The organism is Ochrobactrum sp. PL_is501 (genome assembly GCF_055816895.1).
This window is the reverse complement of sequence record NZ_JBVPGR010000038.1, coordinates 61,373-84,584: the sequence shown is the minus strand read 5'-3', so window position 1 is coordinate 84,584 and position 23,212 is coordinate 61,373. Positions and strand designations below refer to the sequence as shown.

The 23,212-nt window shown below is 55.5% G+C and carries 23 protein-coding genes and 1 pseudogene; 4 read left to right on the top strand and 20 right to left on the bottom strand.

All coding sequences use genetic code 11. The features are described 5' to 3' along the window. Nucleotides 1-59: 59 nt before the first annotated feature. Nucleotides 60-1,073, bottom strand: a complete 1,014-nt coding sequence (locus AC0TOF_RS17660; RefSeq protein WP_473769199.1) for a UDP-glucuronic acid decarboxylase family protein — start codon at nucleotides 1,071-1,073, stop codon at nucleotides 60-62. A gap of 106 nt (nucleotides 1,074-1,179) precedes the next feature. After that, nucleotides 1,180-1,386 carry a hypothetical protein gene (locus AC0TOF_RS17655; RefSeq protein WP_473769198.1) on the bottom strand — a complete coding sequence of 69 codons (207 nt, stop codon included), beginning with the start codon at nucleotides 1,384-1,386 and terminating at the stop codon, nucleotides 1,180-1,182. A gap of 131 nt (nucleotides 1,387-1,517) precedes the next feature. Between AC0TOF_RS17655 and AC0TOF_RS17650 the strand changes: the two genes are divergently transcribed. Next, a complete protein-coding gene (locus AC0TOF_RS17650) occupies nucleotides 1,518-2,657 on the top strand; it encodes an AraC family transcriptional regulator (protein ID WP_473769197.1) in 1,140 nt (379 codons plus the stop codon). Nucleotides 2,658-2,966: 309 nt separating this feature from the next. Here AC0TOF_RS17650 and AC0TOF_RS17645 read toward each other — a convergent pair. From AC0TOF_RS17645 to AC0TOF_RS17615, 7 genes and pseudogenes are all read right to left on the bottom strand, one after another. After that, a pseudogene (locus AC0TOF_RS17645) lies at nucleotides 2,967-3,117 on the bottom strand (transposase); the annotation flags it as partial. Nucleotides 3,118-3,188: 71 nt separating this feature from the next. Continuing rightward, nucleotides 3,189-3,911: an aspartate/glutamate racemase family protein gene (locus tag AC0TOF_RS17640; RefSeq protein ID WP_473769196.1), complete on the bottom strand. Its 723-nt coding sequence runs from the start codon at nucleotides 3,909-3,911 to the stop codon at nucleotides 3,189-3,191. A gap of 21 nt (nucleotides 3,912-3,932) precedes the next feature. Further along, on the bottom strand, nucleotides 3,933-5,189 hold the full coding sequence (locus AC0TOF_RS17635) for an NAD(P)/FAD-dependent oxidoreductase (protein WP_473769195.1): 1,257 nt from the start codon (nucleotides 5,187-5,189) through the stop codon (nucleotides 3,933-3,935). Between the two features lie 26 nt (nucleotides 5,190-5,215). After that, on the bottom strand, nucleotides 5,216-5,986 hold the full coding sequence (locus tag AC0TOF_RS17630; protein WP_473769194.1) for an amino acid ABC transporter ATP-binding protein: 771 nt from the start codon (nucleotides 5,984-5,986) through the stop codon (nucleotides 5,216-5,218). 39 nt (nucleotides 5,987-6,025) lie between these two features. Beyond that, nucleotides 6,026-6,682, bottom strand: a complete 657-nt coding sequence (locus AC0TOF_RS17625; RefSeq protein WP_473769474.1) for an amino acid ABC transporter permease — start codon at nucleotides 6,680-6,682, stop codon at nucleotides 6,026-6,028. After that, complete coding sequence (locus tag AC0TOF_RS17620; RefSeq protein WP_473769193.1) at nucleotides 6,682-7,362, bottom strand: aspartate/glutamate racemase family protein; 681 nt, start codon at nucleotides 7,360-7,362, stop codon at nucleotides 6,682-6,684. The genes AC0TOF_RS17625 and AC0TOF_RS17620 overlap by 1 nt, the downstream gene beginning before the upstream one ends. A gap of 46 nt (nucleotides 7,363-7,408) precedes the next feature. Beyond that, on the bottom strand, nucleotides 7,409-8,119 hold the full coding sequence (locus tag AC0TOF_RS17615; protein ID WP_473769192.1) for a transporter substrate-binding domain-containing protein: 711 nt from the start codon (nucleotides 8,117-8,119) through the stop codon (nucleotides 7,409-7,411). On the opposite strand from AC0TOF_RS17615, the gene AC0TOF_RS17610 reads away from it, so the two are divergent. Further along, nucleotides 8,112-8,789 (top strand): hypothetical protein, encoded by a 678-nt coding sequence (locus AC0TOF_RS17610; protein WP_473769191.1) that lies wholly within the window; start codon nucleotides 8,112-8,114, stop codon nucleotides 8,787-8,789. The genes AC0TOF_RS17615 and AC0TOF_RS17610 overlap by 8 nt on opposite strands. Before the next feature lie 60 nt (nucleotides 8,790-8,849). Next, a complete protein-coding gene (locus tag AC0TOF_RS17605) occupies nucleotides 8,850-9,776 on the top strand; it encodes a LysR substrate-binding domain-containing protein (RefSeq protein ID WP_122002608.1) in 927 nt (308 codons plus the stop codon). On the opposite strand, the gene AC0TOF_RS17600 is transcribed toward AC0TOF_RS17605, so the two are convergent. The 4 genes from AC0TOF_RS17600 to AC0TOF_RS17585 form a co-directional block, all read right to left on the bottom strand. Then, nucleotides 9,767-11,518, bottom strand: coding sequence for a thiamine pyrophosphate-binding protein (locus AC0TOF_RS17600; RefSeq protein ID WP_473769190.1), 1,752 nt, complete (start codon nucleotides 11,516-11,518; stop codon nucleotides 9,767-9,769). The two genes, AC0TOF_RS17605 and AC0TOF_RS17600, sit on opposite strands and share 10 nt — an antisense overlap. 246 nt (nucleotides 11,519-11,764) lie before the next feature. Then, nucleotides 11,765-12,442, bottom strand: a complete 678-nt coding sequence (locus tag AC0TOF_RS17595; protein ID WP_122002610.1) for a GntR family transcriptional regulator — start codon at nucleotides 12,440-12,442, stop codon at nucleotides 11,765-11,767. Nucleotides 12,443-12,542: 100 nt separating this feature from the next. Further along, nucleotides 12,543-13,277 (bottom strand): aspartate/glutamate racemase family protein, encoded by a 735-nt coding sequence (locus tag AC0TOF_RS17590; protein ID WP_473769189.1) that lies wholly within the window; start codon nucleotides 13,275-13,277, stop codon nucleotides 12,543-12,545. A 30-nt stretch (nucleotides 13,278-13,307) separates the two neighbouring features. After that, nucleotides 13,308-13,934 (bottom strand): flavin reductase family protein, encoded by a 627-nt coding sequence (locus AC0TOF_RS17585; RefSeq protein ID WP_122002612.1) that lies wholly within the window; start codon nucleotides 13,932-13,934, stop codon nucleotides 13,308-13,310. Nucleotides 13,935-14,067: 133 nt separating this feature from the next. On the opposite strand from AC0TOF_RS17585, the gene AC0TOF_RS17580 reads away from it, so the two are divergent. Then, nucleotides 14,068-14,745 carry a GntR family transcriptional regulator gene (locus AC0TOF_RS17580; protein ID WP_473769188.1) on the top strand — a complete coding sequence of 226 codons (678 nt, stop codon included), beginning with the start codon at nucleotides 14,068-14,070 and terminating at the stop codon, nucleotides 14,743-14,745. Between the two features lie 42 nt (nucleotides 14,746-14,787). On the opposite strand, the gene AC0TOF_RS17575 is transcribed toward AC0TOF_RS17580, so the two are convergent. From AC0TOF_RS17575 to AC0TOF_RS17545, 7 genes are all read right to left on the bottom strand, one after another. Next, complete coding sequence (locus AC0TOF_RS17575) at nucleotides 14,788-15,768, bottom strand: ABC transporter ATP-binding protein (RefSeq protein ID WP_473769187.1); 981 nt, start codon at nucleotides 15,766-15,768, stop codon at nucleotides 14,788-14,790. Further along, complete coding sequence (locus tag AC0TOF_RS17570; RefSeq protein ID WP_121980825.1) at nucleotides 15,765-16,748, bottom strand: ABC transporter ATP-binding protein; 984 nt, start codon at nucleotides 16,746-16,748, stop codon at nucleotides 15,765-15,767. Before AC0TOF_RS17570 ends, AC0TOF_RS17575 begins: the two co-directional genes overlap by 4 nt. Beyond that, on the bottom strand, nucleotides 16,741-18,234 hold the full coding sequence (locus tag AC0TOF_RS17565; RefSeq protein ID WP_473769473.1) for an amidohydrolase family protein: 1,494 nt from the start codon (nucleotides 18,232-18,234) through the stop codon (nucleotides 16,741-16,743). Before AC0TOF_RS17565 ends, AC0TOF_RS17570 begins: the two co-directional genes overlap by 8 nt. Further along, nucleotides 18,234-19,427 (bottom strand): amidohydrolase family protein, encoded by a 1,194-nt coding sequence (locus AC0TOF_RS17560; protein WP_473769186.1) that lies wholly within the window; start codon nucleotides 19,425-19,427, stop codon nucleotides 18,234-18,236. The genes AC0TOF_RS17565 and AC0TOF_RS17560 overlap by 1 nt, the downstream gene beginning before the upstream one ends. A gap of 5 nt (nucleotides 19,428-19,432) precedes the next feature. Continuing rightward, nucleotides 19,433-20,383: an ABC transporter permease gene (locus tag AC0TOF_RS17555; protein ID WP_473769185.1), complete on the bottom strand. Its 951-nt coding sequence runs from the start codon at nucleotides 20,381-20,383 to the stop codon at nucleotides 19,433-19,435. Nucleotides 20,384-20,404: 21 nt separating this feature from the next. After that, the gene (locus tag AC0TOF_RS17550) at nucleotides 20,405-21,373 is read right to left on the bottom strand and encodes an ABC transporter permease (protein WP_122002617.1); all 969 of its coding nucleotides are present in this window, start codon (nucleotides 21,371-21,373) and stop codon (nucleotides 20,405-20,407) included. A 66-nt stretch (nucleotides 21,374-21,439) separates the two neighbouring features. Then, nucleotides 21,440-23,008 carry an ABC transporter substrate-binding protein gene (locus tag AC0TOF_RS17545; RefSeq protein WP_473769184.1) on the bottom strand — a complete coding sequence of 523 codons (1,569 nt, stop codon included), beginning with the start codon at nucleotides 23,006-23,008 and terminating at the stop codon, nucleotides 21,440-21,442. Between the last annotated feature and the right edge of the window lie 204 nt (nucleotides 23,009-23,212).

The following is a 23,212-nucleotide window of genomic DNA, read 5'->3' as shown; positions in this document are numbered from 1 at the left end:
GCGGGTCTGGTGGTTGGATGGCGTTGTCAGTCGCAACGCCATGCCCGTTCGGAGGGGACTTACGCTGCCTCCGCGAACTTCCCGATAGGATTGGTCAGTTGCCGCTCAAAATAAGCGATCGTTGACCTCAGACCGTCGGCAAGCGCCACGGCGGGTTCCCATCCGAGTTCACGTTGCGCCACTTCAATATCGGGGCGGCGCTGGCGCGGGTCGTCTATCGGCAGCGGGCGATAGACGATTTTCGAGCGTGAACCGGTCATATCGATGATCTGCCTTGCCAGTTCGCCGACGGTGAACTCACCGGGATTGCCGATATTGACCGGCGCATGGATCGCCCGGGGGCTATACATCAGTCGATGGAAGCCCTCGATGAGATCATCCACATAGCAAAAGGAACGGGTCTGCGAACCGTCGCCATAGACGGTGATATCCTGGGACTTCAGTGCCTGTACGATAAAGTTTGACACGACGCGACCGTCGTCCGGGCGCATGCGCGGTCCATACGTATTGAAGATGCGCACAATACGGGTATCGACTCCGTATTGTTGATGAAAATCATAGAACAGGGTCTCAGCGGATCGCTTGCCCTCATCATAACAGGCGCGAGGACCGAAGGAATTGACATTGCCCCAATAGTTCTCGGGCTGCGGATGCACATGGGGATCACCATAGACTTCCGACGTTGAGGCCTGGAAAATCCGCGCCTGATAGCGAACAGCCAATTCCAGAAGATTGAGCGAGCCAATCACATTCGTCTTCATCGTATGAACAGGGTCTACCTGATAGTGCGGCGGCGAAGCCGGACACGCAAGGTTATAGATTTCGTCAACGGGGAGATCGAGAGGCTCCACAATGTCGTGGCGCACGAAGCTGAACGTGTCAAAGCTCAGAAGGTGTTGCAAGTTCTCCATCCTGCCGGTGGAGAAATTATCCACGCAGACAACTGAATGCCCCTCGTTCAGAAGCCTTTCGCAAAGATGTGAGCCAAGAAAACCAGCACCACCGGCCACAAGAATGCGTCTCACCGATTTCTGATGAGAATTACCGCTTGCTGAATTAGTTACTTTACCCACGAAAGCCTCCGATGGCAGGAAGGATTGTTGGTCGCCATTGACAGATGGACGAAGATACTTTCTTCGAATCAAAACGTATTTTCTTGTTCAGACATTTTTCTTGAAATCAACTTTGACGGCCATCTAGATATCCGTTACAACCCAGCATGGCGATATCAACTTGTCCGGAAAAGTTTTCAAAACGTCCATTTTTGCGGGCAATAGAAAATGTCAGCGAGGAGACGGACAAGCGAGTGACTTCGTAAATCACAGATGTGTTCTGGACAATCGCACCCCATGCATTGGGCTTTGGAGGGCTGAACAGCGGCGACACAAACCATTCATGAGCCATTCAGCTTGGGTAAGTAATGACTGACTGACCACACCATCCATTGGATGTCGCAGAATGCATGTCGTTCCAGAAATGGAAGCACTCATTGGAACTATGAAGTTGGAGGTAGGATTATGAGTGGTAAGGAGGATCTGTTACAACCGGGATTTGTTGAACGCCGCCGTCATCCACGCGTGTCCAATGCTCCGCTTGGAATCGATAAGGAGAGGAAGGGCATTCTGATTCCATTACGATTTGGAACAGCAGAGCTTCCAAAATCCCAGCAGTTTCCTGCCTGGCAGGAGCATATGGCCCCCGTACTGGATTGCCGGTTGCCGGACGGCGCAGATATTCAGAACGGGTTTATTGTCCAGCAGACGGTGTGGAATCTGGGAGGCATGTTAGTCGTTCAAGAGACCGTTCCGGCCTATGGATACGAACGCTCGCCCCAAAAGATTCGATTCAGTCCGATTGATCACTGGCGCATCGCATTCCTCCGCTCAGGTCGCACTTGGACCGAAGTGGACGGCCATGTTGCACAAAATGAGCCGGGCATGATGGAAGTTCGTTCGCTCGGCCGACCGTTTCGTGGGCGAAGCCTGGCTGTGACAACGATAAGCCTGGTTATCCCCGTTGACCTGTTTTTTGATCAGGGTGGTTTACCGCCAGCCAGCAACAATGCCGTTATAGGAGGGCATCGGGTTAGTCTGCTTCTGGACTATCTTTCAAGCGTTGAAGCCAACCTCGAACTTTTCACGCATGACGATTTGGCAGTTGTGAAAGTCCGCCTGCAAGAAATGGTGTTTGATGCTGTTACTGCCTTGGTAGATCGGACTGAGAGCAAAGATCAGCTTTCTCAAGTCGGATTAATGACCCGGGCCAGACGCTTCATCCAAAACAATATTTCTTCACCGGATCTGAACATCGACAGGCTCTGCAAGGAACTGGCGATTTCCAGGACGCGGCTTTATGAGTTATTTGAAGTTACCGGCGGTGTCGCCAACTATATCCGCCGACGTCGCCTTCTCACTGCTCATGCCATGCTGGCAGATCCTACGGATAGCCAGAAAATTGCAGACATCGGACTGGCGATTGGCATCGAATCCTCGGCCAATTTCAGCCGCACCTTTACACAGTATTTCGGTTATAGCCCGAGTAGCGTATACAGGAAAAATTCTATTGTAGATCAAATTCCTCCTGCGGAGCGGGGAATTATAAAAGATTATCATCAACATACATTTGAAGGCTTGTTGAGGACCCTCGGTCTATTCTGATGGTGAACATTGCATAGTCTTGTATCATATAACCTTACGCAGATTGGATGTGCGGCAGACTGGAACACCTAGCCATTCGACCAGTTCGGTCAACGCAAGTGATCAGACGAGACTACGACGGCTTAACCAGTGCCGGAAGCCACTTAGAATCCGCACAAAGCTGTTCAAACAAACCGAGCCATCTCTGTGCCGCCTTTTGCAAGTTTATCCGAGTGGATTTTACGCCTGGCTGAAGACTCCGCTGAGCAAACGAGCCAGCGAGGACAAACGACAGACTGATCTTCTCGGCCTCATCGCTGCCCTTCGCGTTCGAGGCAGCAAACTTCTTCTTCCATTCATAGAGCGAATGCTGGCTAACGCCCAGCCGTTGAGAAACCTCCGCAACCGGATAGCCCCGTTCAGTGATCTGATGCACAGCGTCGCGTTTAAAATCTTCGCTGAAATTCGATTTGATCATGATGCTCTTCCTGCCTCAAAATTAGGAAAGAAGGCGTCTACAAATCTCAGGGCTATTCAGTTTGTCGGATGAGCTTACAGATAACGACGTGGATTTGCGGCCAGATAGAAAGTGCTGATCAGCGTGTTGATGTCGAACACCGGCAAACCGGATTCAGCCGCAACATGGGATGAAAAAGGGCACATATTCGTGCATTCAAACAGAATAGCGCCCGGATTTTCGCAGCCTTTCATGAACTCGCGCGTCATTTCCAGCATTTCTTCTTTAAGCACTTCTGTATCGAGATAATCGCGGCCCTCGATGTACGTCTGCGGAAACTCCGCATTTGCCTTCATCCCCTGCACCTGCACCGGGATCACATCGGATGACCAGCCAACGCCTTTAAAATGCGCCTCATTCATGTGATGCGCTCGCTCGGTAAAAATACCGATGATTTTGTCTGGAGCCAGCATGGCATGGATAATCGGCGCTTGCATTAATGCGGACGTGAAGACTGGAATATTTACCGCCGCCGCTATGTCTTGCTGGAACGGCCCCAGAAAACCGCAACTCGTGGTGATGGCACGCACGCCTTCCGCTTCCAGTTCACGAGCGGCTTCGATAAATGGTTCGATTAGTTTTGGATCAGGATTGCTGCCCATGATCCGCGCAGCATGCGCTCCTTTCACCGTCTTGTAGCGAACCGGAAAATCATAGGAGAGCGCATTGCCAATATCGCCGATCGGACGTGGGAAAATCGTGTCCAGCATAAGCACGCCGATCTGCTGGCCATAATTTGTGAAGCCACCTTTGAGCATCATTGCTTCTTCCTTTGAAATTTAGTGGCCGAAACGCGCCGGGGAAAAATCGCGAGCGCGTTCGGAGGCAACATTGTTGATTTCCTCGAAAACCATATCGGCTGTTTTGGGGGCCGCCGCGATCCCGATATGACCGTGACCGAAGGCGGCAATAATCCCGGGATGGCGTGAAAGTTTGCCGATCACCGGAACGCCATCTGCGGGTGACGGGCGATGCCCCATCCAGAGTTTGAGATGCTGGAGATCCTGTTTTGCCAGGTTGGGATAACTCGCCAATGCGTGCTTAAGCAGTACCTCCGAACGTCGCCAGTCGGGAGCTTTCTCCACCGTTGCAAGTTCGACCTGACCGGATAAACGTAAACCCATGTTGGTCGGCGTATTACCCATACGGCCAGTACTCGGCATGATCGGTATGTCGAAGGGAAGTTCATTCATCGGCAACGTCACGTGATAGCCGCGCTCGCTTTGCATCGGCACATAGAAGCCAAGATCCCGCATGATGCGACCGGAATGAATGCCCGCCGCGAGCACGATATAGTCCGCGGCAATACTTTCATTATTGTCGAAGACGACACGAGGAGAGACACCGGTAAGTACCCTGATGACATTCTTGCGGATGCGATGAACGCCCACTTTTTCCGCCTGCGCGGCGATACCGGCAACATAGCTCCCGGTATCGAGACAATGCGCACCTTCCCGCACATGAATGGCAAAGCGAAAATTGTTTCCAAGCGCCGGGATACGTTCACGCAGTTCCACCTCTTCCCACTCGTCGAACAGAATGCCGTTATCGCGACGCAACTGCCAGCTCAGCGCTTCAGCCTCAAAAGCAGCACGATCAGGGTAAGCGTAAAGCAGGCCCCTCTGCACGATGAGATGTGCCTGCCCGGTCTTGCTAGCCAGATCAAGATGCCGTTTCGGAGCGTCATTGAGCAACCAGTTCAACGTCGCAGCAGTTTTTGTAACTCGTGATCTGGTGGCACCAGCAAGCAGGAAGCGCAAAAGCCACGGCGTCAGCCGAGGAACCGATTTCCAGTCAAGGGTCAGCGGCCCGTTGCGATCCAGAAGGAACCCAGGAATCTGCCTCCACAGTCCCGGCATACTCATCGGAATGATCGAAGCAGGGCTAATCCAGCCCCCATTGCCGTAGCTGGCACTTTGTTCGCCACCGGGTTCCGAACCATCACACAGCGTTACCTTCATGCCTGCCTCAGCGAGCCGCAAGGCGGTGGTGGAGCCGATAATGCCAGCTCCGACGACAATGACATTGCCTGTCATGACATTTATCCGTTCTGTACGTGCATTTATGCGAGGCCGCCATGGAAATGGCTCAGGAACTCTCGCGTTGCGGCTTCGCGCGGCTCATTTATCACCTGGCGAGCATCACCGGTTTCAACGACATAGCCATCCTGCATGAAAATGACCTTGTCAGCGACATCACGAGCGAAGGCCATTTCATGGGTAACGAGGATCATTGTCATGCCCTGTTCGGCCAATTGCCGGATAACCGCGAGGACTTCGCCGACGAGGGCCGGGTCGAGAGCCGATGTCGCCTCATCAAACAGCATCACATCCGGACGCATTGCGAGAGCTCTTGCAATCGCAACGCGCTGTTTCTGACCTCCTGACAACTGCTCCGGTCTAGAATCCGCGCGGGTTGCGAGTCCGACCTTATCCAGCAATTCCATGGCCAGTTCGCTGGCAATCTTTTTGTCTTGTTTGAGAACGGTCACAGGCCCGATCATGACATTATCGAGAACGTTCATATGCGGAAACAGATTGAAGTTCTGGAACACCATCCCGGTATTGGCGCGGAATGCCGCCAGATATCTGTCCTTTAGAGATACGCGCCCGGACGAGAAATCTATCTTCTGCTCCCCAATTGAGATGTAACCCGCGTCTGGCAATGAAAGCAGATTAAGACTGCGCAACAGTGTCGATTTGCCCGAGCCGCTTGGCCCGATAAGCGCAACCACCTGTCCGCGCTCAACCGTGAGGCTGATATTGCGAAGCACTACGATTTCGCCGAAAGACTTTTTCAGCCCGCGTACTTCGATCATCGGTTCAGCAGCCATAGCTTCTCTCCCCAAGGATTGCTTGCCTCGTGCAGTCCGTCATTTCAACCTCCCCTCCAGCCCATGGGCGAGCCGTGTCAGAGGGAAAAGAACTGCGAGATAAAGCACTGCAATCAAGGTGTAGGTTTCGAGCGGCCGATAGGTGGTCGAGGTGACAAGCTGGCCTTGGTAAAGAAGGTCCGGCACGGCGAGAACCGACAAAAGCGATGTGTTCTTAAGCTGAAGCACGGACTGGTTGACCAATGGCGGCACCATCCGGCGGAGGGCCTGCGGTAGTATGATTTTCCCCATGAGTTGGCCGCGGCGCATTCCGATTGCGCGTCCTGCATCCCACTGGCCTGCCTCGATGGAAACGATGCCGCCACGAATGATTTCCGCATAAAATGCAGCGCCGTAAAAAGTAAGTGTGATAAAAGCCGCCATGGCCGGCGAAATTTCAAAACCAATCAACATTGGAAGTGCGTAATAGCACCAGACCAGTTGCACTAGCACCGGCGTACAGCGGAATATCTCAACAACCGCCATAATGGGCACGGTGATGATTTTGTTGCCGGAAAGCCTGCCCAAAGCGAAGACTGTCCCGACGAAAATTCCCGAAAATACGGTTATGATCGTGAAACCGACAGTATAGGCCAGACCCTGAAGGAATAATCCCCGATATTGCCAAAGGCCGGAAAAGTCCCATTGATAGTCCATTACTTCACTCTTTCTGACTTCCCGGCGAAGGCTCCGCAATAGGTCGAATTGAACAGCCAATGTCCTAGCGACAGGATGTCGAACACCGGCACGCCGCATGCTGTTGTGACCGCTTGCGCGAATGGCGGCATGTTCGTGCACTCAAGGACGATGGCGCCAAGATCAGGCCTCCGTGTCTTCAGTTCCCGTGCCGCGTGTACGACTTCGGTTTCGAGCCCCGGGCGGTCGTAAATTCCACCGCCTTCGATCAACTCACGAAAGGCGCCGCCGACTGGCATGCCAATTCTGGGTGTGCTGATGTCGGCACCACAAGCAGTAAAGATCGCATCGTCAAGGCTTGTTTCATCGTAGGTGATGACTCCCACCTTCCGCTGCGGGCCAATCAAGGTGCTGACCATTGGCAACTGAAGCAGGCTGGAGGTCGCAATGGGTACCGACAGCTTCCTGCTCAGCGTGCTTTGGTGACGCGCCATGAAGCCGCAAGACGTAACGAGCGCGCTGCATCCTTCGCCGATCAAAGTCTCGCCCGCGATGACGAAGTCTTCGATCAACCCGGCACCACCCTGACGAATGACCCTCTCGGGCGAAGCTTCGCTTACCTTTTTGAACTTTACCGGCATATCCCATGACGCCGGATTGCCGACATCTCCGGGCGGACGCGGAAAGTCAGTGTCAAGCATGATGATACCGAGTGATCCTGGCTGACGCTGCATGACGGTCGACGGGTCAAAACTTCAAAGTCGGTGGCAGGTCAGACGGTTGGACACCCACCAGCGACAGGCTGCCGACGATCCATTCATTGACCTTCCCCTCTTCACGACGCCTTTTAAGCCAGACATCAACGTAGTCGCGGAATTCACCATTTGCGTCTTTACGGACGCCGATCGTTGTAGGTTGACTATCCTGCGGCTCAGGAATGAAGACCTTGTATTTGCCACCAAGTTTATGCGTCGTGACAACCGACATGAGCGCAACCTGCAAGATTGCGTCGGCGCGGCCAGACTGCAGCGCAATGATCGTTTCGTCAGCTCCTTTGAGCGCAACGAGTGTGCAGTTCGGCAAGGTTCTGCGGGCGAAAAGGTCTTGGGTCGAACCAAGATCGACCGTAACGCGGATTTCGGGCTTGTTCAGATCTTCCCAGTTTTGAACCTCGCGATCCTTGCTGGTAATGATGGTGAAGACGTTATCCATCATCGCTTGAGTGAAATCGACAGCCTTTGCGCGCTCAGGATTGTTACTCAATGCAAACATGATGTCGATCTTGTCACCCTGAAGATCCATGACCGAGTTGCCCCAGGTGGTTTCGACCATTTTCAGCTGCACACCAATATATTCTGCAAGGTCCTTGCCCATGGATACGCAAAAGCCGGCCCATTCTCCGGTCGCAAGATTTTTCTGATAGTATGGGGCTGTGCCGTTGAACACGCCGATGCGCAAAACACCGCGCTCTTTGATGGCTTTCAGCGTCGCGCCCCCGTCAACAGCCCAGGATAATCCAGGTGCGAACATGACCGCCGCGCTACCGAAAAGTGTTGTCTGGATAAACTCACGTCTATTCATTGTTGTTTCCCTCTTTTTGAAGCAAGCTTTACTGTACGCTGGAATGCGCCAGGCTGCTTTCTCTATTGAACTTATTGGAAAGTACTACCGAGTAACTGACGTTTTCGACCCCCTCGATCTGCGCCAACTCTTCAATCAAAGCCTCCAGGTCCTCAAGAAAACCCACATGAATCCGGCACAATATATTGGCCGGGCCGCTGATGGCATCAGCAGTCACGATTTCCGGATAGGCACGCAATGTTGTGAACAAGCGTTACACAAGGCGCTGCGAGGCGGTGATGAACAGATAGGCGAAAATGCTGTTATCGTCCGTTGCCCGGCGCACGATGGCACGGTAACCCAATATAACGCCGCGCCGCTCAAGCCGACCTATCCGTTCCTGAACGCTCGACCGGGCAAGACCTACCCGCCGCGCCAATTCACTCGCAGGCATCCGCGCGTTTTCTTCCAGGATACTGACCAGATTGCGGTCGATACTATCACCGTAGTCCATCGTGTTCCCTTATGTTTATTTTTAATGAGCATGCGGCGCTTTCTCATCAAATAAAAGCATTAAAAATTGGATTATGCATGACTTAAACTCATGATGAAACGTAAGGGGAGCCCGATGCGCCGCTTTCTTCCATCGCTTTCTGCACTCCATGCGTTTGATGCTTCAGTGCGTTACCTGAGCTTCACGCGGGCATCAGAAAATCTCGGCATGACGCAAAGTGGCGTAAGCCGTCAGATTCAGAATCTCGAATCCTTTCTCGGTCTTAAGCTGTTTGAGCGTGCGGGACCGCGCCTGGTTCTGACAGAAGAAGGACAGAGCTATTACGAGGAAGTCTCGCGTATTCTCGCAAAACTTGAAGAAGTGTCGATGGATGCCGTGCGTGGCTATAAAACCCAAAGCCTGCTCAAGATCGGGCTACCGCCAACATTGATGCGAAAATGGGCGCCGGGCATCATCAGTATTTTTGCCAGGTCATATCCACAAATATGGTTCGAAGTGTTTCCCTGCTCTCATGATCTTGATTGGAGCAAGTCCGACCTTGATCTAGCCGTGTTGCGCGGAATCGGCAATTGGGCCCATGTTCGAAGCCATCTGCTCTTCCCGGAAGAGCTTGTCGTCATCGGCTCACCGGACATCGTGCCTGAAAATGGGTTGGCCGGAGATGTCGAATTGCTCGACTTTCCGCTAATTCAGAATTCAAACAGACCAAGTCTTTGGCTGCATTGGTTGCGCGGCGCCGGCATCCATTACAATAAACGTATTTTTGGTCCGCGCCTGCCAACGCATGACGTTATTATTGAATGCGCCATCGCTGGCATGGGGCTAGCCATTGCCCCCAGAATTTTCGTTCAAGACGAGTTGCGGTCGGGAAAACTCAAGCTTGCGCTGGATCGCGTGCAAACATCGGGAGAAAGCTATTTTCTCTGCACTGCGCAAGCCCGTCAGGGATCAAAGAATGTACGCCTGTTTCGTGACGGGTTCATTGCAGAAGCAAAACGCCACAGGCATCATCTGTCTGCGGCGTCTGTCAATCAGATATAGGAATGTTCGACTGGCTTGAGATTAAGCGGGTCTTCACCGCGCTTTAAAAGCCACGAATAGACCGGCGGTACGCGATCAGCAATCGATTCGACATGGACATCAATCAAGCATGGTCCATCTTTCCATGCAAAGGCCTCTGTCATCGCAGCATCTAATTGGTCTGCAGTCTTAGCCGTCCATGCTTTCAAACCATAGGCTTCAGCAATTGCTTGTCCCTTTGGGGCCAGGAAATCGACACCAAAACATTGGTTATGTCCTTTGAGACGATGCAGACCCTTGATCCAGCCGAAAGTCCCGTTGTTAAACAAGATCAGAATGGCCGGCACTTGCAATCTCACCAATGTCTCCAGCTCACCCACCGTCATGCCGAATGAGCCATCGCCAAACAGTCCAATTGGTCGCTTATCGGGACCAGCACGCCAGGCACCAACCGTTGCTGGCAAAGCCGAACCCAGACCGCCGAAAGCACGCGGGATCGCAAAATGCGTTTCACTATCGTTGATCTTCAGAAAACGGGTCATATAGGGCGTTGGCGTGCCCGCATCTGAATAAATGAATGCAGGCTGCTCCGACTGGCTGAGAGCATTGTTGAAGGAACGCACAACACGTTCAGGGCGTAACGGTACACGTTCATCGCTCAAAGCTTCTTCGGCATGTTCCCAGAACTCTCGACGATGCGTATTCAGCCGCTCAATCCAATCGTTGTTCTTTCTTGGTTCAGACGTTTGCTCGATCTGCAACAACTCATCCAGGACCAGCGACGCGTCGCCCTGAATAGAAAGAAGATTCTCGTAATTATTGGCCATTATCTCAGGCGAGATGTCGATCTGCGCGAGACGTCGATTGAGTGTAATCTTCGGAAACGTCCAGCCAATCGTAACAACCGAACCAATCCGCGATCCGACGAACAATGTGAAGTCAGAATGCTCCAGCGCCCAGTTGGCATGGGGATGATATCCGTTGTCTCCGATCACGCCGATAGCAAGACGATGATCGTCATCAATCGCACCTTGCCCGGTCATTGTCGTGCACATTGGAATATCAAAGCGCTCGGCGAGCTTGGTAATCAATCCTCCGGCACGAGCGCGATTGACGCCACCACCTGCAACGATCAAAGGCCGCTCGGCCTTCGCAATCAGCTCCAGCAATTCGTTGAGTTTCTGTTTGGGCGGAAGGGTCGGGAAAGCCGGAAAGGTTTTGCACTCTTCTTCAACATGGAGCGAAATACGCGTTGGATCGATCTCCGCGAGCAGGATATCCTCAGGAATTTGGAGATGCACCGCACCGGGTTTGCCCGAACAAGCGATACGGAAAGCACGGCGGATAATTTCAGGAAGCTTCTCCGCCGACTTCACCTGCACCGAAAGCTTTGTTACCGGCTCAAACAGTTTGGCGCAGTCAAGCTCGGTAAGCACACCACGTCCTTCGCCGGGCAATGGAATGTCGATGGTCAAAAGAATGACCGGGACAGATGAACCGTGAGATTCAGCAACTGGCGGCAGGGAATACATAGCGCCCGCGCCTGATGGGCACTCGAAGACGCCCGGTTTATTGGAAAAGCGGCCATAGGCATCGGCCATGTAACCAGCAGAGCGTTCATCACGCGCCATGATATGGCGAATTTCGCCTTCCCGTTGCTGGAGCGCTTCATAGAAAGGTACGTTCGTATCACCGGGCACCCCGAAGATTGTCTCCACACCGTAGCCAATCAGCATTTGCACCAAAATATCCGCGCCGCGCATTCCACTGCTCCATGTGAATTCGAAGAAACGAGAATAGTTACAGTCGATTTCGAGCTGTACCGGCGGATCGGTGGTCAGATCATATCCAGGCCGACGAAATGCAGGTGGGGGTCGGCATAAACTGACTGCTCGCAGCAGCAGAAAATCGTCAGTCACGCAGGCACAAATAATATTTGATGCGAGTATCTTTACGTCATCCACATTATGAACGCGCTATCATCGGGTCTCTGGTTTCGGAGCCACCATCTACGCAAAGACGGAACTCAAATCATGCGAATATTCATTAACTTCGCGAAGATCGAGCTGAGTTTCCACATGGTCGAGGTGATGCGCCATGAGACGGACCGCGTTCGTCACATTTTTCTGCAATATCGCATCCACGATCTCGGCATGTTCGTCCGGTCCGCAATTGAAGTAATCTGCCTTGCGATAGACTGCGGTAATAAGCGATGTTCGAGACACGAGATCACGCATCATCGTGAACAGAAAATCCGAAGATGCCAGTTCAGCCAGAAGAAGATGAAAACCACCAGACAATTTGATGATGTCAGTCGTGATATTCTTCGCGTTGGCAACCCGCTCCTTGGCAACGTGATCACTGAGCCGCTTAAGATCGGCGCGCGTTGCTGACCGGCAAAGGCGCTCCACGACGCAACTCTCAACCGTGCGCCGAACAAAGAACACATCCCGAGCCTCATCGACTGTAGGCTTGCAGACGAATGCACCGCGATTGGGAAAGATATCGACAAGCCCCTCCCGTTTGAGTGCGGCAAGCGCTTGCCGGATGCGCGCGCGGCTGACATTGAAAATCTCCGCCATCTGCTCTTCCTTGAGCTGCACGCCCGGACGCAAACGCCGTTCTGCAATAGACAGCCAGACTTTCTCAACAATCTGCTGTGCCGATGCACCCCTCTGCTCTGCCATGAGCCATACTCCCCTTCCTTGTCACCAAGCTTGATGCGACAATAAAAGTCAACCATCATCACCGGTAAAAGAGGACAATATTGTCAACAATGATTGAAGGTTATGCCTCCTGAGTAAACACCTTGCAACCGGGCGCGCTTTTGACCCGAGGATAGTCATAGCTGTTCACCTTGGAGGTTGCATATCCGGCGCCAACCAGCGCTTCCGCCATTTTGACCGCAGCCGTTACGCCATCGATCACCGGCACACCAGTCGCCTCCTTCAGACGATCACACAAGAATGACATTCCTGCGCAACCCAGCACAATGGCTTCTGCTCCGTCCTCGGCCTTCGCGCGTTCGATTTCTCTCAGCAACAATTGTTCCGCTTTATACGAATCTTCCTCAAGGGCCAGCACCGGAAGGTCGATCGCACGCACCTTGCGGCAGTGCCGATCGGCACCGTAATCGCTCACAAGATCCTCGATGATAGCCACCGAGCGAGGAAGCGTCGTTATCACTGAAAAGCGGCGGCTGATCGTCATGGCCACCTGTATCGCGGCCTGACAAATGCCGATCACGGGCCCTTTCGCCACTTCGCGCGCGGCATGCAGGCCGGGATCGTCAAAGCAGGCGATGACATAGGCATCCACCCCCAGAACCTCACCCTTTCGGATTTCTGCCAGCATTCCCGGCACGGCCATCGCCTCGTCCGCGCCACCTTCGATACTGACAGGCGTGTCACTCGGGTTTGCGGCGGAGATATGCGTATGATCATGCTTGACCAGCAAGGCGCTTTCCAGCGCCTGCGCCGTCATGGAAGCGGTGGAATTGGGATTGATGAGATGAATATGCATAATGGTATTCTCTGTTACCTGGCTCTAAACCTACTGTTTCGGCTTCTTGAAATCGCCAATCGGCGGAGCTTTCAAAACGAACTGGCGGTCTGATGTCACATAATTGTCGGCATGAAGCCGGGCTATGGGCTGATAGGCTTCCGGATCCACGTAATGGCCCTCGGCATCAAGGCAATTGCGGCGCACGTGCATCTGCACCACCTCGCCCAGAACCAGGGTCCGGCGCGGGTATTCGATGAGACGTTCGACCCTGCACTCGAAAACGCATGGCGCTTCCTGAGGATAAGCGACATTGATCTTGCGGCACGGAACGGGGCTCAATCCTGCAACTTCCAGCTCGTCCACCTCGCTGTCGAAACCGAGTCCGCAAATCAACATCTGTTGAGACAAAGCCATATCGACCATGCTGATGGCGAACTCACCGGACCGACGTATGTTGACCATCGTGTCCTTCTGCTCTCCTGTCAGACGCGGCTGAATACCCAATACGACGATGGCAGGATCATGGGAAAACACATTGAAAAAGCTCATCGGCGCAGCATTGTTATGCCCCGCTTCCGATCGTGTCGTCACAAGAGCAATCGGACGCGGACCAATGAAATTCGTCAGCAGTCTATAACGGCTCTGCGGTTCAATCGCTTCGAAATCGAATTCCATGGGCGGTCCAGATATTGGCACTATTATCTACAATAATGTTTCATATTGTCGACAATACTGCAAGCAATTAAATCCGCGAGTTGACTTTTTCACGCATATGGCGATTGTCTGCGTCAACAAGGAGAAACCACATATGAACGCACCAGCCGCAATGTCGGTCGAGCAGATAGTTGAAAGGGTTTGGCTTTCGATCGCTGAACGGCGATTGCGTCCTGGCGTACAACTCAAAGAAGAACAGCTGGCCTCGATCTTTCACGTCAGTCGCGCCCGTGTCCGTCAGGCGTTGACGGTCCTTGAACGCGATGGCCTTGTGACCATCATTCCCAATCGCGGCGCTTTCGTCAGCAAGCCGTCCGTGGAAGAGGCGCGAGATGTTTTCTTTGTTCGACAGGCCGTGGAGCGGTGCATCGTTGAAAGGCTCTGCGGCTCGACGTTGAAAGACAGCGTGAAAAGGCTTCGCGATCACGTCAATCAGGAGCGGGTTGCAAACGCCGAAGACAGCACCACCGACATCATCAAATTGTCCGGTGGCTTCCATCTTTTGCTGGCAGAACTGACCGGTTCCGATTTCCTGTTCACAACGATGCGAGACCTTATTGCCCGCAGCTCGCTTATCACCGCCGTTTATCGAAACACTGCCCGCTTCAATTGCGGCCCCGACGAACATGCCGAGATCGTGGAAGCGATTTCGGCAAAAGAGGTGCAGAAGGCCGTGCATCTTATGGCGCATCATCTGGAACATGTGGAATCCGAACTGGATCTGAGCGAGATACGCGATCTTTCCCACGATCTGCGAGCAGCATTGGCGTGAAGCGAAGAAGCCGGATACCGGCTTCTTCGCTGGCTTTCTTCTTCAAGCCTCCGTTTCGACCAGATGACAAGCGACCCGGGTGCCGTTCGGCAGCATCTGCATTGCGGGCACTTCCTTTGAGCAGCGCTCCGTGGCGAATGGGCAGCGCGGATGGAAGGTACAACCGGATGGCGGCTTGAGCGGGCTTGGCACTTCGCCGCTGGCCGGTTCGCGGTTGCGGTTCGGGGCCTCAATATTCGGAATGGTCTGCAACAGGAGCTGCGTATAGGGATGGCGCGGCGCGGCAAACAGCTCTTCCGTGTCGCCCTCCTCCACGATACGGCCCAGATACATTACCGCGATGCGGTCCGACATATGGCGGACGACGCTCATGTCGTGACTGATGAAGAGATAGGTCAGGCCCAGCTCATCCTGCAACCGGCGCATCAGGTTCAAAACCTGCGCCTGCACCGACACGTCAAGCGCCGAAGTCGGTTCGTCGCAGACGAGGAATTCAGGCTCGCTCGCCAATGCGCGGGCAATCGAGATGCGCTGGCGCTGTCCGCCGGAAAACTCGTGCGGGAATTTTTCGCCATCGGAGGGCGAAAGCCCGACCGTGCGCAAAAGTTCCTCCACACGCTCGGTCACTTCGGCGGCAGTGTCGCGCAGCTTCAGTTCACGCAGCGGCTCGGCGATGATGTTCTTCACCCGCCAGCGCGGATTGAGCGAGGCATAGGGATCCTGAAAAATCATCTGCGCTGAAAGCGGCTTGCCGCTCTTGCCCGGCGCAAAGCGCATTTCACCGCTCGTCGCACGATGCAGGCCAGTGACGAGACGGGCAACAGTGGATTTTCCGCAGCCGCTTTCACCGACGATGCTCAGGCAGCCGCCCGCAGGCACCGTGAAGCTGATATCGTTGACGGCTTGCAGATATTGCCGGGGCTTGCGTTCGACCACCCGGTTGAGCCATGGCGCAGACACGTCGAAGGTTTTGACCAGTCGATTAACGGTAAGGGCCGGAGCTTTTTGCAACGGTTTCGTCATGCGGTGCCTCCCGCGTTCAGCCAGCAGGCGCTGGCGGTCTGGTCGGAGAATACGAGTTCCGGGCGCTCGCGCAGGCAGCGCGGCCCCGCCATTTTGCAGCGCGGATTGAAGGCGCAGCCCTGGGGGATCGCATCGAGACGCGGCATGGAACCGTCAATCTGGTTAAGCTTCTCGACCCGTGCGCCAAGCGACGGGATCGAGGCCATCAACCCTTGCGTATAGGGATGACGCGGCTGGTGCAGCACCTGCGCCACCGGCCCGATCTCGATCAGCCGCCCGGCATACATGACCGCGATGCGGTCAGCCGCCTCGGCGATCACACCCATGTCGTGAGTGACGAGCATGACGGCGGTGTGCTTTTCCTTGCACAACTTGCGCAGGAGCGAGATGATCTGCGCCTGGATCGACACGTCGAGCGCCGTGGTCGGCTCGTCGGCGATGACAAGCTTTGGCGAAGCCGCGAGCGCAAGCGCAATCACTACACGCTGGCGCATGCCGCCGGAGAACTGGTGCGGATATTGGTTGACCCGCTCTTCCGGTGAGGGAATGCCAACATCGCGCAGCAATTGCACGGCGCGGGCGCGGGCTTCCGCCTTGCCGAGCCCCAGATGCCGCCGGATTGTTTCAACAAGCTGCGCACCCACCGTAAACAACGGATTGAGCGAGGTGAGCGGGTCCTGGAAAATGGCTCCGATTTCGCGCCCGCGGATTTTTTCCATGGCGCGATCATCAAGCGTGTCGATGCGCGTTTTGCCAAGCCAGACCTCGCCGCCGGCAATATGGCCGGGCGCTTCGAGCAGGCCCTGAATGGCGAGGCCTGTCATGGACTTGCCTGCACCGGATTCACCGACCACGCCGAGGATTTCACCCGGGCGGATCGACAGGCTGACATCCGACAGCGCGGTTACCGTGCCACGACGGCCCGGGAAATCCACGCGCAGATTGCGCACCTCAACGACTGGTTCTTGCATGTCACCCATTTTCATTTTCCTCTATAGGATAGCTGGGTGGGAAGATTTCGCTGACCGGAGGGTTGTTCCAGCTCCGTTCAGGATATTTGGCGATCAGCCCATCATATTGCACCTGCGCCTGATCACGGGCCTTCTGCATGTCGAAACCAGCCAATTGGCGGTTCATCATGGAGACACGACCGTCAACAAAAACGGCCTCCGTGATCTTGCCCGAACCGCCGGTGACGATTGTGGTTATCGGATCGATGGATGGCGCCATGAAGACGTCATCGAGACGGAAAACCGCAATATCGGCCCGTGCACCCGGCGACAGATGGCCGAGATCAGAACGCCCCAGCGCCTTTGCACCGCCGAGTGTCGCGGCATCGAACAGGTCTTTGGCGCGCAGACGATCCGTTGCGCCATCGGCCACACGACCGGTGATGAGACCGGCCAGCAGGTTCATCAGCATGTCAGGCGGCGTCGTATCCGTGCCCATGGCAATGTTGATCCCGCGCTCGCGGCAGTCGGAGAACGACTTGAGGATCGAACCGCCACGGCCTGAAACCAGCGGGCAATGGACGATGGAAACGCCATGTTCCGCATAAAGGCCCAGATCTTCGTCGGTGGCGTTGGTGGCATGCGGCGCAATGAGACGGTCGCTTAGCAGGCCGTTTTTGGCAAGCCAGACCGGCGCGGTCGAACCATGCAGCGCCCGCACCGTATCGACTTCCATCGCGCCCTGCGCCATGTGTAGGCGGAACTTGCAGCCCAGATCGCGCGCGGCGGCATCGGTACGCTGGATCAGTCCGAGCGTTGAAGTCTCAACACGATCCGGCGCCAGCATGCCCCGAACCAGATCGCCATGACGGCCATTCTGGCGTTCAATATAGGCAATCGCGTCCTTCAGTCCCTGAAAACCGCGTTCCTCGTCGAAGACCGGCACCATCTTGCCCGGTGCTTCCAGCACCATGCCGCCCGAACGGTAGGCGGGGCTGAGATAGACGCGCAGGCCGAGATCGCCTGCGGCTTCCGCAGCAGCATCGAATTCGGCAACTGTTTCGCCCCATTCTCGGTAAAACAGTGAGGCAATCGGCGCGGCAGTGGTGATGCCGTTCAGCAAAAGCTGGCCGAAAGCAAACCGCTTCTGGAAGGCAAGCTCTTCCTCGCTATACATTTCATAGGGGCCAGCCTCGACGTAAGAGCGCGGCCAGACGCGGCCCTTGGCCCAACCGGGATGATGGTCGATGCCAAGGATAGTGGTGTCGAGATCAGACAATGCGTCGAGGTCGATCAGGCCGGGGCTGATCAGCGCATTGCCGAAATCGATGCGGCGAGCCACCTCGCCGGAAAAACCATGTCCGACGAACAGGATTTCGCTATTCTCGAAGACGACCTCGCCATTGCGGAGAAGCCGGTGGCTACCGTCCTTGTGCCCGACCACCCAGCTTGCGGTGATCAGGGTGCGGCCTTCCGGCCTCGATCCAAGCGGAAGGGTTTCCAATGCCTTGTTCATCATGGCATCTCCACCACGGCAACGCCCTGACGGGCCGTAACGCGACCGCCTTTGACCACCAGCGGACGCGGGGCGACATCCACCACCGCGTGGGCCAGCGTCTCGCCGGTCAGAAGGGTGAAATCGGCATTGCAGCCGACGTTCAGCCCGTAATTTTCAAGTCGCATGACGTCCGCGCCGCCCTGCGAGACAATGTACAGCAGATGCTCCAGATCGTGATCGGAACGCACGCCGTTCTTCATGCCGATAATCTTGGCGCGGTCGAGCATGTCCGGCTGGCCCCACGGACCCCATGTATCGCGAATACCGTCGCAACCGCCGCCGATGCGCACGCCTGCTTCCTTGAGCCGCTTGATCGACGGCACCGTGGCCGAAGGCGCGCCGGTGGTGAGGATGGCAACATCGAGAAGAGCAAGCTGTTCGATCAATTGGCCGACGCGCAGATAGTCGTTCATGCCAAGCGCAAAGGCGTGGCTGATCGCCACCTTGCCTTCCATGCCATTGGCGCGGATGCGCTCGAAAATGAGCTCCATCGTGAAGGCGCCGAGATCACCCGTTTCATGCAGGTGAATATCGATCGGAACGCCATGCTTGGTGGCAAGGGCGAACAGGATATCGAGCTGGCCCTTCGGATCACGGTCGATGCCGCACGGATCGATGCCGCCCAGCACTTCGCAGCCCTGCCGCAGCGCCTCGTCCAGCAGCTCCTTCGTGCCCGGCATGACCATCAGGCCCGACTGTGGGAAGGCCACGATTTCAATATCGATGATGCCCTTCAGCTTTTCCCGCGTTTCCCACAAGCCTTCAACCAGCGACAGGCCGTGGGTCGGATCGATATCCACGTGACTGCGGATATGCGTGCTGCCATGCGCGACCAGACCGATGGCGTGGCGCATTGACTGGCGATGCGGATCAATGCCGATTTCCAGCCGATGCTCGCGTTCGAAATCAATGCGCTCGCGCAGGATCGCAGCACGATTGTTTACATGCCAGGGCATGCCCCAGGTGGTCTTGTCGAGATGGGTATGCGCGTCGATCAGACCGGGTGCGACGATGGCGTTGCCGCCATCTTCCACAGCCATTCCCGGCTCTGCTTCAAACTGTCCGAAACCGGCAATCTTTCCGTCCCTGATGAGGATATCGCAGATTTCACCTGCCATCGGGCGGACGTTGCGGAGCAAAAGATTGTTCATAAGACTTACCTCAGTTTCGGATTGAGAGCATCGCGCAGCCAGTCGCCAAGCATGTTGACGGCCACGACCAGCAGGCAGAGCTGAATGACAGGGAAAAGCACGATCCACCATGAACCCGAGAACAGGAACTGGTTGCCGATGCGGATCAGTGTTCCAAGCGATGGCTGGCTCGGCGGCATACCGATACCGAGAAACGAGAGCGTCGCTTCGGTGAGGATGGCCATGCCGAAATTGAGCGTCGCCGCCACCATGATCGGCGTCAGCGTGTTGGGCAGGATGTGCTTGGCCATGATGCGCCGCGCCGGCACGCCGATCAGTCGCGCTGCCGACACATAATCCTTGCCGCTTTCGACGATGGCCTGCGCGCGCACCGTGCGGGCATATTGCACCCATGCTGAAAGCGCGATCGCCAGAATAAGAACCGCAGAAGCACCAATTTCGCGCAGACTGACGGGCAGCATCTGCCGCACGACGGTTGAGACCAGAATGGCAACCAGAATGGTCGGGATCGACAGGGTAATGTCGCCGAAGCGCATCAGAAGATTGTCGATGAAACCGCCGAAATAGCCGGATACAAGCCCCGCGCTCATGCCGATCACAAGCGAGAGAACCACCGAGGCGATGCCGATGACGATGGAAATGCGCGTGCCATAGAGAATGGCCGACAGCATGTCGCGACCCTGCGTATCGGTGCCGAGAAGATACGGCCATTCACCGCCCTCCTCCCATACCGGTGGCAGCTCGGCTTTCCACATATCGAGCGCAGCGCCGTCATAAGGGTTTTGCGGCGCGATCAGCGGCGCGAAAAGGGCCGTGAGGATAAGGAGGGCCAGAAGTGCTGCACTGAACATGGCCGTCTTGCTATGCGTGAAAGACCACCAGAGATCGCTTTTACGAATGCGCTGGAAAAGCGACTGCCGCACGACGGGTGTGGCCTGTGAGATTTGGGTGCTCATCGATATGGACTCCCCGTTGGATCAGCGAGCAGTGCGCAAGCGGGGATCGATTACCGCATAGGCAATGTCCACCAGCGTGTTGAGCACGACGAAGATGAAGGAAATGATGCAGAGATAGGCCGCCATCACCGGAATATCGAGGAAGGTGACAGCCTGAATGAACAGCATGCCCATGCCCGGCCACTGGAACACCGTCTCGGTGATGAGCGCGAAGGCGATCAGCGAACCGACATTCATGGCGGTCATCGTTACGACCGGCATAAGGCAGTTGCGCAGTGCATGGCGGAAATAGATGCGCCAGCGCGGAATGCCGCGAGCGCGGGCGAATTTGACATAATCGGACCGCAGCACTTCCAGCATTTCGGCACGCACGAGACGCATGACCAGCGTGACCTGATAAAGCGAAAGCGCAATGGAAGGCAGCAGGATCGCGGCGCGTCCCGAAGGCGTCAGCAGGCCCGTTGACCACCAGCCAAGCTGCACCACATCACCGCGCCCGAAGGCCGGGAACCAGCCGAGCGAGACTGAAAAGACAAGGATCAGCAGAATGCCGACCACGAAACTCGGCAGCGAGACACCGACAATGGAGAGGAATTGCAATCCCTCCGTATACCATTTGCCGCGCTTGATTGCTGTCAGCACGCCCAATGGCAGACCAACCAGCAGCGAGATCAGCGTGGCGACAAGCACCAGTTCCAGCGTCGCGGGAAAGCGTTCGCCGATCAGGCCCAGCACATCCTGGCCGTTTCGGTAGGATATGCCGAAATTGCCTTGCGCCGCATTGACCACAAAACGGGTATATTGCGTCATCAGGCCATCGTTAAGACCAAGACGCTCGCGCAGATTATCGCGGTCGGCCTGCGTCATCTGCTCGTTGGCCATCATTTCGACAGGGTCGCCCGCCAGCCGGAAAATCAGAAAGGCAAGCAAAGCGACGGCCAACATCACCATAACGGCGTTTGCCAGGCGCTTAATGATAAAAACCAGCATTGGGTTTCCCTCGGTAACAGCAGGGCGCTCCGGGGGATTGGATTCTCCCGGAGCATCATGATTGAATTATTCGGCGAACTGCGTCAGCCAGTGACGCGGCTTGTTGTCCGGCAGTTGCACGATCTGGTCGATCTTCTTCGACATGACCCACGCCATCGGCTGCTGGTGCAGCGGCAGCATCACGATTTCGTCTTTCACCACTTTCAGCGCCTCGGTCTGCAACGCCAAACGCTTGGTGCGATCCATCTCGGTCGAAGCCTGCTCGGTCAGCTTGTCGATCTCCGGATAGCTCCAGCCACCCCAGTTGAACACGCCTGCCTTCTCGGTTCTGGTTTCCATCATCTGCAACAGGATCGAATAGCTGTCGAGCATCGGCTCCGTTGCCCAGCCGATCAGATAGACGTCAGCCTTGCCTTCCGTACGCTTCGGGGTCTGTGCGGCCACTGGCGCGATATCAAGCTGCGGCTTGAAACCGGCGCGGCTCATCATGTTGGCGAGACCCTGGCAGAGTTCTTCCTCGTTCACATAGGCGTCGGTCGTGCAGACCAGCGTGAAGGGGAAGTCGGTAGCTCCGGCTTCGGCCAGAAGCTTCTTTGACAGTTCCGGATCGTATTTCAACGTCGTGTCGAGTTCAGGCGTGTAGCCCGGAATTTCCGGTGCAACCACCGCGCCTGCCGTGCGCGACTTCCCGCGCATGATGCGCTTCTGGATCAGGTCACGGTCGAGAGCATGAGCAAAAGCCTGACGAACGCGCAGATCGTTGAACTTGTTTTCCGAACCGTTGACAAGCTTCGGCTTGCGATTGAAACCGATCATGACGGTGCGCAGATCAGTACGCTCCATCACATTCAGCTCCGGCTGAGCCTGGAGGCGCGGCAAATCCTGCGACGGCGCATTTTCCGTGAAATTAATCTCGCCCGACAGAAGCGCTGCCACACGCGTCGCCGCCGAAACGATTGGTGTGAACTCGATGCGATCGATATTCGACTTCGACTTGTCCCACCAGTCCGCGTTTTTCACCAGAACCGTCTTGGAATCCGGCGTGCGGCTTTCCAGCTTGAACGGTCCCGTGCCGTTGGTGTGATAAGTGGCGTAACCTTCGATTTTGGCGCCGACGTCGGTCGGTTTTTCCGAATTGTTGGCCTTGAGCCATCCGGCATCGAAAATATGAATGTTGGTCAGATCGTTGAGCAGCAGCGGATAGGGGCCGCTCAGCTCGATATCGACAGTGTAATCGTCCACTTTCTGGGACGACTTGTAGGCGGGCAGATTGCCGCGCAGCGGTGAAACCGGATCGCTGACACGCTTCAGCGAAGCAAGCACGTCATCGGCCGTGAATTCCGCGCCGTCGTGGAATTTTACGCCCTTGCGAAGGTGGAAACGCCAGACCGTCTCGGAAACATTTTCCCAGGATTCGGCCAATGCCGGTTCGATCTTCAGGTTGGCGTCGTAACGCACCAAACCTTCATAGACGTGATTGAGGAAAGCCAGCGTGTAGCTGTCGCCGTATGAATAGGGATCGAGCGAGTAAATATCGTGTGCCGCCCCCCATTTCAGCGTTGCAGCCTGTACCGGTGAGGCCAAGCCCGTCAGGCCAGCCAACAGCGTGGCCGCAAGGCCCAGTTTTTTAAACATTGATTTGCTCCGCTTCTGGAAATTTGCGCCCCTTTTTCGGGGTCTGTTTTCATTTATCGCCGCAACCATTGCTCGCGCGATGATTTCGGTGGTTCGCGCCCTTTTCGGCGCGCTTCAAAATTGAGTGTGATTTCCTCCCTCCAATATGGCCCCGCCTTTCCGGCTTCTTCCTCGGCCACGGGAACAGTATGTCTATTGGTCAAA

What these genes read in the sequence shown, in the direction of transcription:
- AC0TOF_RS17570 (WP_121980825.1), bottom strand. Translation starts at nt 16,748, where the DNA reads ATGGGTGACATGCAAGAACCAGTCGTTGAGGTGCGCAATCTGCGCGTG.
- AC0TOF_RS17635 (WP_473769195.1), bottom strand. Translation starts at nt 5,189, where the DNA reads ATGACAGGCAATGTCATTGTCGTCGGAGCTGGCATTATCGGCTCCACC.
- AC0TOF_RS17600 (WP_473769190.1), bottom strand. Translation starts at nt 11,518, where the DNA reads ATGCGCGGCGCGGATATTTTGGTGCAAATGCTGATTGGCTACGGTGTG.
- AC0TOF_RS17605 (WP_122002608.1), top strand. Translation starts at nt 8,850, where the DNA reads ATGCGCCGCTTTCTTCCATCGCTTTCTGCACTCCATGCGTTTGATGCT.
- AC0TOF_RS17590 (WP_473769189.1), bottom strand. Translation starts at nt 13,277, where the DNA reads ATGCATATTCATCTCATCAATCCCAATTCCACCGCTTCCATGACGGCG.
- AC0TOF_RS17565 (WP_473769473.1), bottom strand. Translation starts at nt 18,234, where the DNA reads ATGAACAAGGCATTGGAAACCCTTCCGCTTGGATCGAGGCCGGAAGGC.
- AC0TOF_RS17545 (WP_473769184.1), bottom strand. Translation starts at nt 23,008, where the DNA reads ATGTTTAAAAAACTGGGCCTTGCGGCCACGCTGTTGGCTGGCCTGACG.
- AC0TOF_RS17625 (WP_473769474.1), bottom strand. Translation starts at nt 6,682, where the DNA reads ATGGACTATCAATGGGACTTTTCCGGCCTTTGGCAATATCGGGGATTA.
- AC0TOF_RS17585 (WP_122002612.1), bottom strand. Translation starts at nt 13,934, where the DNA reads ATGGAATTCGATTTCGAAGCGATTGAACCGCAGAGCCGTTATAGACTG.
- AC0TOF_RS17595 (WP_122002610.1), bottom strand. Translation starts at nt 12,442, where the DNA reads ATGGCAGAGCAGAGGGGTGCATCGGCACAGCAGATTGTTGAGAAAGTC.
- AC0TOF_RS17560 (WP_473769186.1), bottom strand. Translation starts at nt 19,427, where the DNA reads ATGAACAATCTTTTGCTCCGCAACGTCCGCCCGATGGCAGGTGAAATC.
- AC0TOF_RS17555 (WP_473769185.1), bottom strand. Translation starts at nt 20,383, where the DNA reads ATGAGCACCCAAATCTCACAGGCCACACCCGTCGTGCGGCAGTCGCTT.
- AC0TOF_RS17580 (WP_473769188.1), top strand. Translation starts at nt 14,068, where the DNA reads ATGAACGCACCAGCCGCAATGTCGGTCGAGCAGATAGTTGAAAGGGTT.
- AC0TOF_RS17620 (WP_473769193.1), bottom strand. Translation starts at nt 7,362, where the DNA reads ATGCTTGACACTGACTTTCCGCGTCCGCCCGGAGATGTCGGCAATCCG.
- AC0TOF_RS17575 (WP_473769187.1), bottom strand. Translation starts at nt 15,768, where the DNA reads ATGACGAAACCGTTGCAAAAAGCTCCGGCCCTTACCGTTAATCGACTG.
- AC0TOF_RS17550 (WP_122002617.1), bottom strand. Translation starts at nt 21,373, where the DNA reads ATGCTGGTTTTTATCATTAAGCGCCTGGCAAACGCCGTTATGGTGATG.
- AC0TOF_RS17650 (WP_473769197.1), top strand. Translation starts at nt 1,518, where the DNA reads ATGAGTGGTAAGGAGGATCTGTTACAACCGGGATTTGTTGAACGCCGC.
- AC0TOF_RS17630 (WP_473769194.1), bottom strand. Translation starts at nt 5,986, where the DNA reads ATGGCTGCTGAACCGATGATCGAAGTACGCGGGCTGAAAAAGTCTTTC.
- AC0TOF_RS17610 (WP_473769191.1), top strand. Translation starts at nt 8,112, where the DNA reads ATGCGCAAAACACCGCGCTCTTTGATGGCTTTCAGCGTCGCGCCCCCG.
- AC0TOF_RS17640 (WP_473769196.1), bottom strand. Translation starts at nt 3,911, where the DNA reads ATGCTCAAAGGTGGCTTCACAAATTATGGCCAGCAGATCGGCGTGCTT.